Source organism: Antrihabitans stalagmiti, from assembly GCF_016482825.1.
GTDB lineage: Bacteria > Actinomycetota > Actinomycetes > Mycobacteriales > Mycobacteriaceae > Antrihabitans > Antrihabitans stalagmiti.
Genome location: NZ_JAEMNV010000001.1, coordinates 697,962 through 713,255 on the forward strand (window position 1 = coordinate 697,962; position 15,294 = coordinate 713,255).

A 15,294-nucleotide genomic window follows, 5' to 3' on the forward strand; every position below is an offset into this window, starting at 1 on the left:
TCTGTGGACAAACACGGTCTGGGAAAGCCCAGAGCGACAAGAACTTCGCTCGACCGTCCGACGCTTCGTCGAGCGTGACATCCTTCCCGATCTCGACGCGTGGGAACGCGACGGCGAGTTGCCCCGCGAACTGCACAAGAAGGCAGGCGCGCTCGGACTTCTCGGCATCCAGTTCCCGGAGTCGGTCGGCGGCGCCGGTGGCGACGCCATCGATGCGACGATCGTGTGCGAGGAAATGCATCAGGCCGGCGCCTCGGGTGGTCTGTTCGCGTCGCTGTTCACCTGCGGAATCGCTGTGCCGCACATCATCGCATCGGGAAACACCGACCACATCGAACGCTGGGTGAAGCCGACACTCGCCGGTGAGAAGATCGGATCGCTGGCAATCACCGAGCCGGGCGGCGGCTCCGATGTCGGACATCTGACGACGACGGCCAAGCTCGACGGCGATCACTACATCGTCAACGGCTCCAAGACCTACATCACCTCCGCGACCCGAGCCGACTACGTCGTCACCGCGGTCCGCACCGGCGGACCCGGCGCAGGCGGCGTTTCGCTGCTCGTTGTCGAAGCAGGCACGCCCGGCTTCACGGTGGCACGCAAGCTCGACAAGATGGGGTGGCGCTGCTCCGACACCGCCGAACTGTCCTACGTCGACGTTCGAGTACCGGCGAGCAACCTGGTCGGCCCCGAGAACAGTGGGTTCGCCCAGATCGCAATGGCTTTCGTCAGCGAACGGGTCGGCCTCGCCGCGCAGGCGTACGCAAGTGCCCAGCGTTGCCTCGACCTCACCCTTGCCTGGACCCGCGATCGCGAAACCTTCGGTCGGCCGCTGATCAGCAGGCAGGCAGTGCAAAACACCGTCACCGAGATGGCACGCCGAATCGACATCGCGCGGGTCTACACCCGCACGATCGCAGAACGTGCAGCCCTTGGCGAAACCGACCTGATCGCCGAAGTCTGCTTCGCAAAGAACACCGCCGTCGAATCGGGCGAATGGGTTGCGAACCAGGCAGTACAGCTCTTCGGCGGTCTCGGCTACATGCGCGAATCCGAGGTCGAACGCCAGTTCCGCGACATGCGGATCATCGGAATCGGTGGCGGCACAACGGAGATTCTCACCGGACTCGCAGCCAAGCGATTGGGCTACCAATCATGACGACACTGCGGTCCACCCTCGATGCGCGCTCGCCCGAATACTCGGAGGCGGCCGAGGCCATGGTGACCAAGCTCGCCGAGGTCGAAGGCGAATTCGCCAAAGCGATCGACGGCGGCGGACCGGAGAAGCTGGCGCGGCATCGCAAGCGGGGCAAGCTCACCGCTCGCGAACGTATCGACCTGCTCGTCGACGAGGACTCGCCGTTCCTGGAACTGTGCCCACTTGCGGCATGGGGCAGCGACTTTCACGTCGGCGCAAGCGTGGTTGCCGGGATCGGCATCGTCGAGGGCGTCGAATGCATGATCGTCGCACCGGACCCGACCGTCCGCGGCGGCACCTCCAACCCGTGGACGCTGCGTAAAACGCTGCGGGTCAACGACATCGTTCGGGCCAATCGGCTGCCGGTGATCTCGCTGGTCGAGTCGGGTGGCGCGGATCTGCCGACGCAGAAAGAGGTGTTCGTTCCCGGCGGGCAGATGTTCCGTGACCTGACCCAGCTGTCGGCAGCCGGAATCCCTACGATCGCACTCGTTTTCGGTAACTCGACAGCGGGTGGTGCCTACATCCCCGGCATGTCCGATCACATCGTGATGATCAAGGAACGGTCCAAGGTCTTCCTCGGCGGACCGCCGCTGGTCAAGATGGCGACCGGTGAGGAATCCGACGACGAATCGCTCGGCGGCGCCGAAATGCACGCTCGCGTATCGGGTCTCGCCGACTACTTCGCCGTCGACGAGGCCGATGCAATCAGGATCGGTCGCTCCATCGTGAAGCGACTCAACTGGAAGAAGCAGGGTCCGGCGCCGCGTGCGGAAGTTATCGAACCGCTCTACGACAGCGAAGAATTGGTCGGCATCGTCCCGTCGGACCTGAAGGTTCCCTTCGATCCACGCGAGGTTATCGCCCGCGTGGTCGACGGTTCCGATTTCGACGAGTTCAAGCCGCTCTACGGTGGCAGCCTCGTCACCGGCTGGGCCGAACTGCACGGATATCCGATCGGCATCCTTGCGAACGCGCGGGGTGTGTTGTTCTCGGAAGAAGCACAGAAGGCAACCCAGTTCATCCAGTTGGCCAATCGCTCCAACACACCACTGTTGTTCCTGCACAACACGACCGGCTACATGGTCGGCAAGGAGTACGAGCAGGGCGGCATCATCAAGCACGGCGCGATGATGATCAACGCGGTGTCGAACTCGACGGTCCCACATCTCTCCGTGCTGCTCGGCGCGTCCTACGGCGCCGGCCACTACGGAATGTGTGGTCGCGCCTTCGATCCGCGCTTCGTATTCGCCTGGCCGAGCGCCAAGTCCGCCGTCATGGGCGGCGCGCAATTGGCGGGCGTGATCTCCATCGTCAGCCGCGCGGCCGCCGAAGCACGCGGCAAGCCGTTCGACGAGCAGGCCGATGCAGGTATCCGTGCCATGGTCGAAAACCAGATCGAGGCGGAATCCCTACCGATATTCATGTCCGGACGAATCTATGACGACGGCGTGATCGACCCCCGCGACACCCGAACCGTGTTGGGAATGTGCCTCTCCGCCATTCACAATGCCCCGATCAAAGGCGCCGAGGGCTTCGGCGTCTTCCGAATGTGAGGGCAGCTGTCATGACCGATCGAACTGCGATCACATCCGTCCTCGTTGCCAATCGCGGCGAAATCGCCCGACGCGTCTTCGCGACCTGTCGACGAATGGGACTCGGCACAGTTGCCGTGTTCTCCGACGCCGACGCCGACTCGCCCCACGTTGCCGAGGCCGACGCGGCAATTCGTCTGCCTGGCAACACACCCGGTGAGACCTACCTGCGCGCCGACGCCATCATCGCCGCAGCGCGTGCAGCCGGCGCCGACGCGATCCATCCCGGTTACGGCTTCCTCTCCGAAAACGCCGACTTCGCCAAAGCCGTTCTCGACGCGGGTCTCGCCTGGATCGGTCCGCCGGTCAAGTCGATCGAATCCATGGGCTCCAAGGTCGAGTCGAAGAAGATGATGGACGCCGCGGGTGTTCCCGTCCTCGCCGAACTCGACCCGTCCGAGGTCACCGAGAAGCACCTCCCTGTGCTGATCAAGGCTTCGGCGGGCGGTGGTGGTCGCGGCATGCGTGTCGTGCGTGACCTCGCCGATCTGCAGGACGAACTGGAAGCCGCACGCAGAGAGGCGGGTTCGGCGTTCGGCGATCCGACCGTGTTCTGCGAGCGTTATCTCGAGACCGGGCGGCACATCGAAGTCCAGGTCATGGCAGACACCCATGGCACCGTCTGGGCTGTCGGCGAGCGTGAGTGCTCGATCCAGCGACGCCACCAGAAGGTCGTCGAAGAGGCGCCGTCGCCACTGGTCGAACGCACCCCGTACATGCGTCAGCGCCTGTTCGAAGCGTCCCGGCTCGCTGCCGAGGCGATCGGCTACGAAGGTGCGGGCACAGTCGAGTTTCTCGCCGACGAGGAAGGCGAGTTCTTCTTCCTCGAGATGAACACCCGACTGCAGGTCGAGCATCCGGTCACCGAGGCGACGACCGGTCTCGACCTCGTCCGGTTGCAACTGCAGGTCGCGGCAGGACGCGCACTACCTCCCGAGCAACCGCCGCTACGTGGGCACTCCATCGAGGTCCGCCTCTATGCCGAGGATCCAGCGCACGACTGGCAACCACAAAGCGGGACGGTTCACAAGATCGATATCCCCTCTACCGCCGTCGAATTCGGCGCCCTGACCGAGGCGGCCATCCGGCTCGACTCCGGCGTCGTCGATGGATCCGTGGTCGGGGTGCACTACGACCCGATGTTGGCGAAGGTCATCTCCTACGCGGAGACGCGGGACGAGGCAGCTCATCTGCTGGCATCGGCGTTGGCGCGTGCCCGGATTCACGGCCTCGTCACCAACCGCGATCTACTCGTTCGCGTGCTGCGACACCCGGCGTTCCTCGCGGGCGATACCGACACCGCGTTTTTCACCACCCACGGCCTGGCAGAGTTGGCCCGTCCGCTCACGACCCCCGACGACGAGCAATTGTCAGCTGTCGCAGCGGCTCTCGCGGATGCGGCTGCCAACCGAGCAGCGGCCCGCGTCGTCGGTCGGCTACCTGGCGGCTGGCGCAACCTACCGTCGCAGGCGCAGGTCAAGTCCTACGAGAGCCGCACCGGCGGAGCCATCGACGTTCGGTATCGAACGACACGCACGACCATCGAGGTCGAGGGTCACGACGGCCTCTCGGTCGTCGAGGCAACCCCGAATCGGGTTGTACTCGACCTGCCGGGTGAACACGGACCGGTGCGCCGCATATTCGACATCGCCAGGTACGGCGACCTCGTGTGCGTCGATTCGGCGCTCGGCCCGGTCGCACTGACTCGAACACCACGATTCGTCGATCCTGCGTCGCAGGTTGCTGCCGGATCGTTGCTTGCGCCCATGCCGGGCAACGTGATTCGCCTCGGCGCGAAAGCCGGCGACACCGTCGAGGCAGGTCAGCCGATTCTCTGGCTGGAGGCGATGAAGATGGAACACAAGATCGTCGCGCCGGCAGCCGGCATCGTCACAGAGCTCAATGTGACAGTCGGACAGCAGGTAGAGGTCGGCGCCGTGCTGGCCGTAGTGGACGACTCACCGCCAGTCACAGACAAAGACACCGCAGGACCCGAAAACACCGAGGAGACAAAATGAGCTTCATCGAAACCGAAGAGCAGAAGGAACTGCGGGCAGCCGTAGCCAAGCTCGGTGAGAAGTACAGCTACCGCGACTACGTTCTGCCCAAGGCACGTCGGGGCGAGCCACTCAGCGAGTTGTGGGACGAAGCAGGCAAACTCGGCTTCCTGGGCGTGAACCTGCCGGAAGAGTACGGCGGCGGCGGTGCGGGCATCTACGAGTTGGCACTTGTCCAGGAAGAGATGGCGGCCAACGGCGCCGGTCTGCTGCTCGTCGTGGTGTCTCCAGCAATCTGCGGCACCATCATCGGCAAGTACGGCACGGACGACCAGAAGTCGAAGTGGCTCCCCCGTCTCGCCGACGGAACGACGAAGATGGCCTTCGGTATCACCGAACCCGACGCAGGCTCCAACTCTCACCAGATCACGACGACGGCACGTCGCGACGGCGAAGACTGGATCCTCAACGGTCGCAAGGTATACATCTCCGGTGTCGATCAGGCCGAAGCCGTCCTCATCGTTGCACGCACCGAGGACTCGAAGACGGGCAAGCTGAAGCCGGCACTGTTCATCGTTCCGACCGATGCCGAGAACTTCATCGCACAGCAGATGGAAATGGACATCATCGAGCCCGACCATCAATTCACGCTGTTCCTCGACGACGTTCGCCTGCCCGCCGACGCACTTGTCGGCAAGGAGGACGCGGCACTGATGCAGTTGTTCGCCGGTCTCAATCCGGAACGAATTCTCGGCGCCGCAATGGCCATCGGCATGGGACGGTACGCACTCGCGCGCGCCGTGGAATACGCCAACGAGCGCACCGTGTGGAAGACGACAATCGGTGCACACCAGGGTATCTCGCATCCACTCGCGCAGATCAAGATCGAGCTCGAGCTCGCCAAGGTGATGATGCAGAAGGCCGCAACGCTGTACGACAGCGGCGACGACTTCGGTGCGGCCGAGGCCGCGAACATGGCAAAGTACGCCGCCGCCGAGGCCAGCATCCGAGCTCTCGACCAGGCAATTCAGACCCATGGCGGCGCAGGCCTCACCAAGGAGTACGGCCTGGCGTCGATGCTCGCGGCCGCGCGAATCGGGCGCCTCGCACCGGTGAGCCGAGAGATGGTGCTGAACTTCGTCGCACAGCATTCGCTCGGACTGCAAAGGTCGTACTGATGACAGCGACCGAAACGGCACCGTATGTCCGCTACGACGTAGCGGCCGGCATCGCAACGATCACTCTCGATTCGCCGCACAATCGAAATGCGATATCGAGCCGTCTCGTCAAGGAACTGCTCGCCGGTCTCGCGGCGGCACGCGACGACGCCGACGTGCGTGCTGTCGAGCTCACCCACACCGGCAATACCTTCTGTGCAGGTGCGGATCTGAGCGAAGCCAGTACTGCAGCAACTGATCCTGCAACGGCCGCCAGCGAGCGGACGAGTTCGATGATCGGCCTGCTTCGAGCGATCGTCGAACTTCCGAAACCGGTCGTCGGTCGGATCGACGGGCACGTCCGCGCAGGCGGTATGGGGCTGGTCGGTGCCTGCGACATCGTCGTCGCAGGACCGGCAAGTACGTTCGCGCTCACCGAGGCGCGCCTTGGGCTCGCCGCATCGATCATCTCCCTGACGGTGCTCCCCCGTTTGTCGTCGCGAGCGTCGAGCCGCTACTTCCTCACCGGTGAGAAGTTCGGCCCCGAAGAGGCCGAAAAGCTCGGGCTCATCACAATTGCCGCCGACAACGCAGAGTTCACAGTCGCCACGATTCTCGGTGAATTGCGCAAGAGTTCGCCCCAGGGACTCGCCGAATCGAAAGCGCTGACGACTGCGGCCGTCCTCGCGGACTTCGACTCGTCGGCAGATAGGCTGGCGGCCCAATCGGCGAGACTGTTCGGTACAGCGGAAGCGATGGAAGGCATGACCGCCTTTCTGCAGCGACGGCAGCCGAGCTGGGCCCAGTAGCAGAGACGGAGGTGGATGGCGTGACGACCGTACGAGAACCCAAACAAGACCGCAGTCGCGCCACCCGCCAACGACTGCTCGAATCGACCATCGTGTGTTTGGCCGAAATGGGCTGGGGTGCAACAACAGTTGCCGTCGTAGCTGAGCACTCGGGCGTTTCTCGCGGCGCTGCCCAGCACCACTTCCCCACGAGGGAAGATCTCATCACCGCTGCGCTCGAGCACATGTTCGACTCTCGCATGCAACAGGCGGTAGCGGCGGCGGCATCGGCACCTGCGGTCCAGAAGACCGAAGCCGTGCTGACCGGGCTCATGGAGTACTTCACAGGACCCTTGTTCAAAGCCGCAGTCCAGGTGTGGACCGCCGCAGCTGCGGACCCGCTCCTCAAGGAACGAATCGTCCCGCTCGAGGCGAAGTTCGGCCGGGTCGCCCATCGCACGACGATTCAGGCGCTCGGTGTCGACGACTCCGACCGAGCGACCCACCACCTCGTCCAGGCGACGCTCGACCTCGCCCGGGGCCTTGGCCTTGCCGACCTCCTGACCGACGACTCGGCGCGACGCGGGCGAATAGTCACACAGTGGGCGGCAACGCTCGACGCGGCACTCGATGCGACGCGGTCGGCCAGCGCTCAGCGATAGCCCGTCACATCTGCGGGTTTACCTGGATCCTGCACTTCGACCATATAACGCCACGCGTCCGGTCGACTGCCGTCGATATCGGTGAACCCGTACACCTGTGCAAGCTCTCCGCTCGACACGGAACTGCCGTTCCAGCGCACCTTTTCGGGATCTGCGGCAAGCGCCGCGACGGCGCGTCCGACATAGGCTGGACTCTCCGAGATCGCGAAATGTGGCGTGACCTTCGTTGCATCGCGCCAGTTCTCTTCGGTGACTTCATAGGCATCCAACATCGCTTCCGAACGTAACCAGCCCGGAGTCAGCGACAAGGCCGTTGCGCCGGCGTCTTTCAGTTCGTGCGCCAGTGCGAATGCCATCCGATTGACCGACGCCTTGGCCAGGTCGTAGAAAAACGACACTCGATAGTTCGATGCGTTGTACTCGTCGGTGCCGTCTGTCACCTCCACGACGAGACCACCTTTTGGTGTCTGCAACAGCAGCGGTATCGCGAAATGACTCGTGATGGCATGTGTTTCGACGTTGAGCCGCCACGTTCGGAGCCCGACCTCGAGGTCCGATTCCCAGACGGACTTGTCCCACTCGATCGTCGTCGCGCCGAAGATGTCGTTCACGAGGATGTGGAGTGCACCCTGTTCCCGTTCGATCTTCGCAACGAGGTCACGGACTTGATCCGCGACCAAATGGTCGACCTGGACCGCGACCCCGTGTCCTCCTGCGGCGTCGACCAATTCGGCTGTCTCTTCGATCGTTTCGTCCCGATCCATTTCCGATCGCTGCGACCGCGTAGAACGACCCGTGACGTAGACGGTCGCCCCCGCCGCCCCGAGTTCGACCGCGATGCCACGTCCTGCTCCCCGCGTCGCCCCTGCAACCAGCGCGACCTTTCCTGCCAGTGGTGCGTCCATGGTCGCGGACGCTAACAGTCCCCACCGACACATCGTGAGAACTACTGGCACGATGCGATGGTGAACATTGCTCTCGGTCTCGTTCTGCTTGTCGGTGCGAGTGTGTCTCTTGCCGCTGCGGCACGGCGCTTCGGTGTGTCGGAACCGCTCGTCCTGACCGTGGCAGGCGTCATCGGGTCGTACCTGTGGTTCATCCCTGACATCGACGTCGAACCGGAATGGATCCTGCTCGGGCTACTGCCGCCGCTGCTCTACACCGCAGCGATCAAGACCTCGCTCGTGGACTTCAAAGCGAATCGTCGAGCGATCGCGTTGCTCTCCGTGGGGCTTGTCCTCTTCAGTACGTTCGTGGTCGCCATCGTCGTCTGGCTGATCCTCCCGATCCCCTTTGCCGTCGCGGTCGCACTCGGTGCCGTCGTCGCCCCGCCCGACGCCGTCGCGGCAACAGCGGTCGCACGGCGTATCGGAATGCCGCGTCGCATCGTCACGATCCTCGAGGGCGAGTCGCTGTTCAACGACGCGACCGCACTCGTCGCGCTCCGAACCGCCATCGGCGCGATCGGCGGTTCCGTCAGCATCTTCGAAGCGGGTGGCGACTTCGTCATCGCCGCAGGTGGCGGCGCCGCGATCGGCATCGTCATCGCGATCGCACTCTCGATGCTGCGGCGCCGTATCACCGATCCCGTGCTCGACACCTCGCTGTCGTTCATCGCTCCGTTTGCGGCGTACCTGCCCGCCGAGAAAGTGCACGCGTCCGGCGTGATCGCGGTCGTGACCTGCGGTTTGATACTCGGTCACGGCGCGCCCGTCTGGCAGAGCGCAGCGTCGAGAATCGCGGAGCGGACCAACTGGCAGACGATCCAGTTCATTCTCGAGAGCACAGTCTTTCTCATCATCGGTCTGCAGGTCCGTGTGATCGTCGACGACGCCTGGCACAGCGGCGTCGACCACGGCCGCATCGTCGCAGCCTGTATCGGTGTACTTCTTGCCGTCGTCCTGGCACGGCCGTTGTGGATCTTCCCCGCGACCTATCTGCCACGACTGTTGGTACCGAGCATTCGCGCCGCCGAAACCGCACCCGCCTGGCAGGCGATCGTCGTGACATCGTGGGCGGGAATGCGTGGCGTCGTAACGCTGGCTGCGGTGCTCCTGCTGCCCGATACGACACCCGAGTTGGATGTTCTCAAGCTCATCGCCCTTGTCGTCGTCGGCGGCACCCTATTGGTGCAGGGCACGTCGTTGCCGTGGCTGGTCGGCCTGCTGAAACTGCGCGGACCGTCACGTGCCGAAGACGCGTTGCAGCAAGCAGGTCTGTTGCAACTTGCCGCCGACGCCGGCCTCGCCGCGTTGGATGCGCATACGACCCCCGACACCTCGCCGCAGATCATCGACAGCCTGCGCAGTCGACTCGCCCAGCGGACCAACGCGTCGTGGGAGCGACTCGGTCCGACCGAGTCCGACAAGATGACGCCGAGCGAGGAGTACCGCAGGCTACGCCTGAAGATGTTGCAGGCCGAGCGCGAAGCGGTGCTCGGGGTACGCGATGCCGGGACCCTCGACCACGAGGTGCTGCAGGTTGTGATGGGCGTTCTCGACCTGGAGGAGTCGATGATCGATCGTCTGGACGAAGCCGAAGACGACCTGCAGCAGGAACGCCTCACGGCCGCCGTCAAGGGTGGCTGCGAGCACTTGGACGAGGCTCCGGCTGTGTGCGTGCCGGATCGTCCCGGTATCTGTCAGGAATGCGTCGACGAGGGACTTACCTGGGTCCATCTGCGAATGTGTCTGTCGTGCGGGCATATTGCATGCTGCGAGTCGTCGGTCGGCAACCATGCGACCGGCCATTTTCGGTCCTCTCGCCATCCGGTGATGCGCAGCGTCGAGCCAGGCGAAGCGTGGCGCTGGTGCTACATCGACAACATCCTGGGGTAGGTCAGCTGCGGTCGGTCAGTGTGCCTGCCACGATCGTTGCAGCCAACGTTTCGGATCGCACGACTCGAGCAACAAATCCGCAGCGGACGAACACCGCCGCCAATTCCTGCGCCTGACGCTCGCTCGTTTCGATGAAGAGGCGACCGCCGGGAACGAGCCAGCGTGGTGCCTCGTTCACGACTCGGCGACCGATGTCGAGTCCGTCGGAGCCACCGTCGAGTGCGATCAGCGGTTCGTGCATTCGAGCCTCGGGCGGCATGGTGTCGATCGCACCGGTCGGCACGTAGGGCGCATTGGCCAGCAGCACATCGACGCGGCCGCGCAGTGTCGACGGCAGCGGTGCGAACAGGTCGCCCTCGTAGACGTGTGCGTCCTCGATGTTCAGGCGTGCACACGACACAGCGGCAGCGTCGATGTCGGTGGCGTAGAGGTCGATACCGGCCGACTCGGCCCGCAATGCTGCGCCGACGGCCCCCGATCCGCAGCAGAGATCCACGACGACGGAGTGCTGCCGGGTAACCGCGACGGCTTCGGTCACGAGTAGTTCGGTTCGTCGACGTGGTACGAACACACCCCGTGTCACCCCGATCCTGCGACCGCAGAACTCCGCCCAACCGAGAATATGTTCGAGGGGTTCGCCGGATACTCGTCGCTGGGTCGTCGCCGCGAGAGCGGCTGAGTCGCGCGCTGCGGCGCGTAGCAATCGGGCTTCGTCCTCGGCGAACACGCAGCCTGCGGCACGTAGCGCGGCAACGGTGGCGTCCAACGAACTGTGCAGTGCGGGAACAAGATCTGACATGAACACCTTTCGGAATATGCCGTTGGGTGCTCGCCGGTCAGCTATCGGCGATAATCGTCGAGGCCGGTGAGCACCACGGGTGAACTTGCGTTTATGGGTCTCACCTCCTTGTTCTCTCGGGACAGGGCCACGATACAGCCGTAGGCCTCAGCAGCGAGAGATTGCTGGTACCTCACGTTTCGGTCATTCGCGTCGACCCGAACGGACGATGCGGTACGTTAACCAAAATCTCGGCGACTTCTTGAGGGCAACCAATGCAAAAGGCTGATCGTGGTCATACACGATGGCGGCAGAGCCTTATGCTCTTCATCCCCGCCCTACTCGGCGTTGGTGCGCTGACGGTTATGACAATTCAGGGTGTGCTGCCATTGAATCTGGCGTTGTCAGGTCAGGATTTCAAATTGGCATCCAATGGTGCAGCCGTTGCGACACAGGGCCTTTCGGCGTATCCGTCCACGATCGAGATGAAGGACGGGTCACATGCACCCGTTTTGATGGCTGCCATCCCCGAAGCCGAGTTGGCCGACGGAATCTGCATTTCGTTGGTACTGACATTTCCGCTGATCGGGACGAACACGTTGCAAATCAACACCGATGGCGAAGCAACGGTGAAGGATTTACAGGCTGCTGCCGAATTGATGGCAATCAAAGGTGTCGCGCTCAATGCCGCGACGTCGGACGGCAACGCACCGGCTAAAGACGGCAGCAACGTCAAGGATCCGGTCGCCATCAACAAGGACGCGTCCGATCTCGACGGAATTTCGGGCGGTACCCCTGGTTCCATCGGAATCGATGCGCCCGGCGTCGTCCGAATGGCGCAACTACAGGCGACAGCGAAGGGTGCAACGATCTCCGGTACAGCAAAGCTCAACGGCATCGGCATTCCCAAGATCGGTCGCGGTCGCGGCACCGAGCATGGCGAATGTTACTAGCGGTGTGATGATGAAACTTATCGAGCGTTTCAGACAATTCCGGTGGTCGAGACCTTTCTGGGGCGGACTTTTCATCATTTTCGCCGGAGCTGTGATCGGTTGGTTCCCGCTCGGACCGGTCACCGAGATCATCCATCTCGGAATCGGCGGAATCGGAGGTTATGTCTGCGCCGTGCTGCTGATCGCGATGGGGTTGACCATCTGGTTCAAGCAGAGCCATCGCCGGGCTGCGGCACTCATCGCTGTGATCGTCTCGCTCGTCTCGTTTCCGGTATCGAATCTCGGCGGGTTCATCGTCGGCATGATGGCAGGCATCATCGGCGGTTGCCTGGCCTTCGGATGGGCGCCGGGAGATGCCGCCGATGCGGATGCATCCGTATCGGGTGACGGCTCCGAATCAGGCGCGAGCGCCGAACCGACAGTGGAGAAGGTCCGATGACATCGAGAACCGAACCCGACCACGAACCTCACGGCAAGCCACTCGAAGATCGACTGCTCGAACCGCAGACGTCGGAAGGATCCAACAGCATGAAATCGACGATTCACAATCTCGCAAGAGATATCGGCGAATCGGCGTCGAAGCTGGCGCTGCGAGCGCGCGGGCGCGCAACCGACACCGTTTCATCCTGGAACAGCCAGATCATTGCCGAAGCGGATGGTGACGCGACCAAGGGAACTCGCTGGGGTCGCGGCGCGCTCGTCATGGTTCCGTCGCTCGCCATCGTCGCGGGCCTCGGCAGTGCAATCAGTCAAGGAGCGCTCGCGGCGAACTTCAACGTCGCGAACCAGCCGGTCACCCTTGCCATCGGCAGTGTGGACGCGCAGGGACTCGGCATCGTCATGGCGCAGGCGAACGTCAAGAACCCGGACGGCTCGACCGAGCCGACGGCGATCCTGCACGCAGTGCTCGGGTCCGGCAGCATCGACGGTGTGTGCCTGATCGCACGGCAGTCGATGCTCGGCGTCACCTACTCGGTCGTCATCAGCGCGCCGAAGAACGAGCAGAAGGCGTCCGGCGCCAACGTGCAGTTCGATGTCACAGGCTTGCAGGCGAAGGGTGTCAAGCTCACCAACGCCCTCATCGGCAAGTCCGCCGACGACATCTCGGTCAACGGTCAGTCCCTCGGCGGTCAGCCGGGCGGGTTCGGCCTCGACGCGAGCGAAGGTACTGCCGTTCTGAACGACGTCACGGGTACCGCCTACGGCGCGAGCATCCTCGGGTCGCTGGAAGCCCCTGTCTTCGAAGCGTCGATCAAACCCGGTGAGGTGACAACTTGCTGAGCGTCGACGAGCACGCGGCCGCGGATTCGGGCGCGCGCGAAGAAGCAGCCCGTGAAGAATCCGCCAAGCCGGGACGAGTAGCTGCGCTGGTGGCATCCGCACGACCACACGTGCACAGTGCACGACTGTGGTTCCGCGGCTTCCGCCGCAGTCGCCCGTTCTGGGGTGGGCTGTGGATGCTGATCGGCGGTTGGTTGATCCTGCGGCTGTCGATGGTGGAATTTCACATCATGTTCTCGGCAGGCCTGACCGGTTTCGGCGGTTGGCTTGCCGGTGGCGGACTGATCGTGTGCGGCGTCGCGGCATGGATTTCACCGAGCCAGCGATTCTTCGCGGGACTCATCGGGCTGCTACTTGCCATCGTGTCCTTCGTCATCTCGAACCTCGGTGGCCTGTTCATCGGAATGGTGTTCGGAATCATCGGCAGCGCGATGACGCTGAGCTGGGGACCGACGAAGCCACGGCGGTCGAAGACTGCGCCGAAGACCGAAGCCGATGCAGCCCCCGCTGTCACCGACGAGCCGAAAGCTGTTGTCGATCTGACGAAGCCGATGGCCGCAACGGACGCCACTGCCGTGTCCGAACCCAAGACGACCGAGCCGACCGGATGATGGGCGCCAAGTCATCGGCGCAAACCCGCGTGCGACGCTTGGTGACGTTGATCGGTATTTCGCTCCTGATCGCGATGTCGGCGTACGGTCCTGGAAACGTCGCGTCGGCCTTGGGCTTCCGCAACGCTCCCCCGCCGCCCCCCGAGTCGGTCGGGTTTGTCCCGTCCACCGTGCCCGCTCGAATCATTGCCCCGACCGCTCGCGTCGTCGGACTGCAGAAAGCCGTTGTCAACCAAGTACTTCGGTTGGCGGACGGGTCGTTCTCGGTGCCTACGACGTATCTTCGGGTCGATCGGATCGAGTTGGACGATGTCGAGATCAGCCATGACCGCGGCGATCACAAGTTCGTGATCAAGAATCCGAACGGCAGCGATCTGACTACAGCGGCTGTCGCAGGCAACGATCAAGGTTCGATCGTCGATCTGTGGCTCGACGTGAAATCCCTCGAGCTGTGTGTGACGCCCGAGACGTTGTACTCGGTCGTGATCGGTTACGCAGGCGTGTTCGGCGGTCGCCTCGACTCGCTGCTCGCAGCGATTGCGGACGTCTTTGCTCAATTCAGGGATCGCCCGCTCGGAAAGTTCGGGCCGTGCCTGCCACTGACCTCGCTGCTGCCTGTGCTCGGCGTGCTGATCGATTACGGCGTCCCACTGCCGCGAACCCTCCCTGTAGCGAATCTGGATGTCTATGCCGTTGCCCTGAAGGTGACGACAGACCCTGGTAAACCGTCCATCACCGCACCCCTCGCAGATGTGGCGGTGGTGACCGGATGAGTACTCCTACCAACCCGGACGACACCGCCTACCGAACCCGTTGGGGCCGAGCAAGTATCGCGATGGTCGCCGGATTCGCGGCTGTGACCGGGATGGCCGTCAGCGCGTTCAACGGCGCGCTCGGAGCGTCGTACGTGGCGACCTCGAGTCGTGGCGACCTCGCTGTCGACGGTCTGCGGACCGATCAGGTCGCTGCGATCGTCCGAAACGTTCCGACCAAGGACTTCAACGGTGCGCCCTCCAGCGAGTGGGTCGCAACGTTCCTCATCGGGCACGGTTTCGCGAACGGCGTTTGCCTCACGGAAAAGGCGACGTTGTTCGGACAGACGGTGACGTTGCTGCTGTTCGCCGGCGACCAGGATCCGGCGACCTCGGAGATCGAAGTCAACGGATTGACGCTCGACGTTTTCGATGCGAAAGCCTTCCTGCAGGCGCAGGGAACGACCTTCGTGAACAAAAATCCCGCGGACATCGTCATTCCGGGTGTTCCCCCTGCCGCAGGTGCATCGACGAGCGAGTTCGGGCTCGAAGCACAGAGTGTCGTACTGCAGAACGCGACCGCGACCGTGTTGTCCGGCGGCCTGCTCGAGCTACCTGCCGACATCAGCCTCGACGCCAGAATGGTTATGGGCGACGCCAATTGCCCGGCGCCGGGCTGACGTTC

The 15,294-nt window shown here is 63.6% G+C and carries 15 protein-coding genes; 13 read left to right on the plus strand and 2 right to left on the minus strand.

The window, feature by feature from the left end; translation table 11 throughout:
* Position 1 precedes the first annotated feature (1 nt).
* The 6 genes from JGU71_RS03245 to JGU71_RS03270 are packed head-to-tail and all read left to right on the plus strand — an operon-like array spanning position 2 to position 7,397.
* A complete protein-coding gene (locus JGU71_RS03245) occupies positions 2 to 1,159 on the plus strand; it encodes an acyl-CoA dehydrogenase family protein (protein WP_233528744.1) in 1,158 nt (385 codons plus the stop codon).
* Positions 1,156 to 2,754, plus strand: coding sequence for an acyl-CoA carboxylase subunit beta (locus JGU71_RS03250; RefSeq protein WP_199701890.1), 1,599 nt, complete (start codon positions 1,156 to 1,158; stop codon positions 2,752 to 2,754). Before JGU71_RS03245 ends, JGU71_RS03250 begins: the two co-directional genes overlap by 4 nt.
* 11 nt (positions 2,755 to 2,765) lie before the next feature.
* Entirely contained in the window at positions 2,766 to 4,811 is a 2,046-nt protein-coding gene (locus tag JGU71_RS03255) for an acetyl/propionyl/methylcrotonyl-CoA carboxylase subunit alpha (protein ID WP_199701891.1), read from the plus strand.
* Complete coding sequence (locus JGU71_RS03260; protein ID WP_199701892.1) at positions 4,808 to 5,968, plus strand: acyl-CoA dehydrogenase family protein; 1,161 nt, start codon at positions 4,808 to 4,810, stop codon at positions 5,966 to 5,968. Before JGU71_RS03255 ends, JGU71_RS03260 begins: the two co-directional genes overlap by 4 nt.
* Complete coding sequence (locus JGU71_RS03265; RefSeq protein ID WP_199701893.1) at positions 5,968 to 6,756, plus strand: enoyl-CoA hydratase family protein; 789 nt, start codon at positions 5,968 to 5,970, stop codon at positions 6,754 to 6,756. The genes JGU71_RS03260 and JGU71_RS03265 overlap by 1 nt, the downstream gene beginning before the upstream one ends.
* Positions 6,757 to 6,776: 20 nt before the next feature.
* Positions 6,777 to 7,397 (plus strand): TetR/AcrR family transcriptional regulator, encoded by a 621-nt coding sequence (locus JGU71_RS03270; protein WP_199701895.1) that lies wholly within the window; start codon positions 6,777 to 6,779, stop codon positions 7,395 to 7,397.
* On the opposite strand, the gene JGU71_RS03275 is transcribed toward JGU71_RS03270, so the two are convergent.
* Entirely contained in the window at positions 7,388 to 8,302 is a 915-nt protein-coding gene (locus JGU71_RS03275; RefSeq protein ID WP_199701897.1) for an SDR family oxidoreductase, read from the minus strand. The two genes, JGU71_RS03270 and JGU71_RS03275, sit on opposite strands and share 10 nt — an antisense overlap.
* Positions 8,303 to 8,359: 57 nt before the next feature.
* Here JGU71_RS03275 and JGU71_RS03280 point away from each other — a divergent pair, with 57 nt between their 5' ends.
* Positions 8,360 to 10,234, plus strand: coding sequence for a Na+/H+ antiporter (locus JGU71_RS03280; protein ID WP_199701899.1), 1,875 nt, complete (start codon positions 8,360 to 8,362; stop codon positions 10,232 to 10,234).
* Between the two features lies 1 nt (position 10,235).
* Here the strand turns inward: JGU71_RS03280 and JGU71_RS03285 are convergent, their stop codons facing one another.
* The gene (locus tag JGU71_RS03285; RefSeq protein ID WP_199701901.1) at positions 10,236 to 11,033 is read right to left on the minus strand and encodes a putative protein N(5)-glutamine methyltransferase; all 798 of its coding nucleotides are present in this window, start codon (positions 11,031 to 11,033) and stop codon (positions 10,236 to 10,238) included.
* A gap of 299 nt (positions 11,034 to 11,332) precedes the next feature.
* Between JGU71_RS03285 and JGU71_RS03290 the strand changes: the two genes are divergently transcribed.
* Genes JGU71_RS03290 through JGU71_RS03315 form a run of 6 tightly spaced genes read left to right on the plus strand, consistent with a single transcriptional unit; the run spans position 11,333 to position 15,289 of the window.
* On the plus strand, positions 11,333 to 11,965 hold the full coding sequence (locus tag JGU71_RS03290) for a DUF6230 family protein (RefSeq protein ID WP_233528590.1): 633 nt from the start codon (positions 11,333 to 11,335) through the stop codon (positions 11,963 to 11,965).
* Positions 11,966 to 11,975: 10 nt separating this feature from the next.
* Complete coding sequence (locus tag JGU71_RS03295) at positions 11,976 to 12,404, plus strand: DUF6114 domain-containing protein (protein ID WP_199701905.1); 429 nt, start codon at positions 11,976 to 11,978, stop codon at positions 12,402 to 12,404.
* Entirely contained in the window at positions 12,401 to 13,246 is an 846-nt protein-coding gene (locus JGU71_RS03300) for a DUF6230 family protein (RefSeq protein WP_199701908.1), read from the plus strand. Before JGU71_RS03295 ends, JGU71_RS03300 begins: the two co-directional genes overlap by 4 nt.
* Entirely contained in the window at positions 13,240 to 13,857 is a 618-nt protein-coding gene (locus tag JGU71_RS03305) for a DUF6114 domain-containing protein (protein WP_199701911.1), read from the plus strand. Before JGU71_RS03300 ends, JGU71_RS03305 begins: the two co-directional genes overlap by 7 nt.
* Entirely contained in the window at positions 13,857 to 14,630 is a 774-nt protein-coding gene (locus JGU71_RS03310; RefSeq protein ID WP_199701913.1) for a hypothetical protein, read from the plus strand. The genes JGU71_RS03305 and JGU71_RS03310 overlap by 1 nt, the downstream gene beginning before the upstream one ends.
* Entirely contained in the window at positions 14,627 to 15,289 is a 663-nt protein-coding gene (locus JGU71_RS03315) for a hypothetical protein (RefSeq protein ID WP_199701916.1), read from the plus strand. Before JGU71_RS03310 ends, JGU71_RS03315 begins: the two co-directional genes overlap by 4 nt.
* The last annotated feature ends 5 nt before the right edge of the window (positions 15,290 to 15,294 follow it).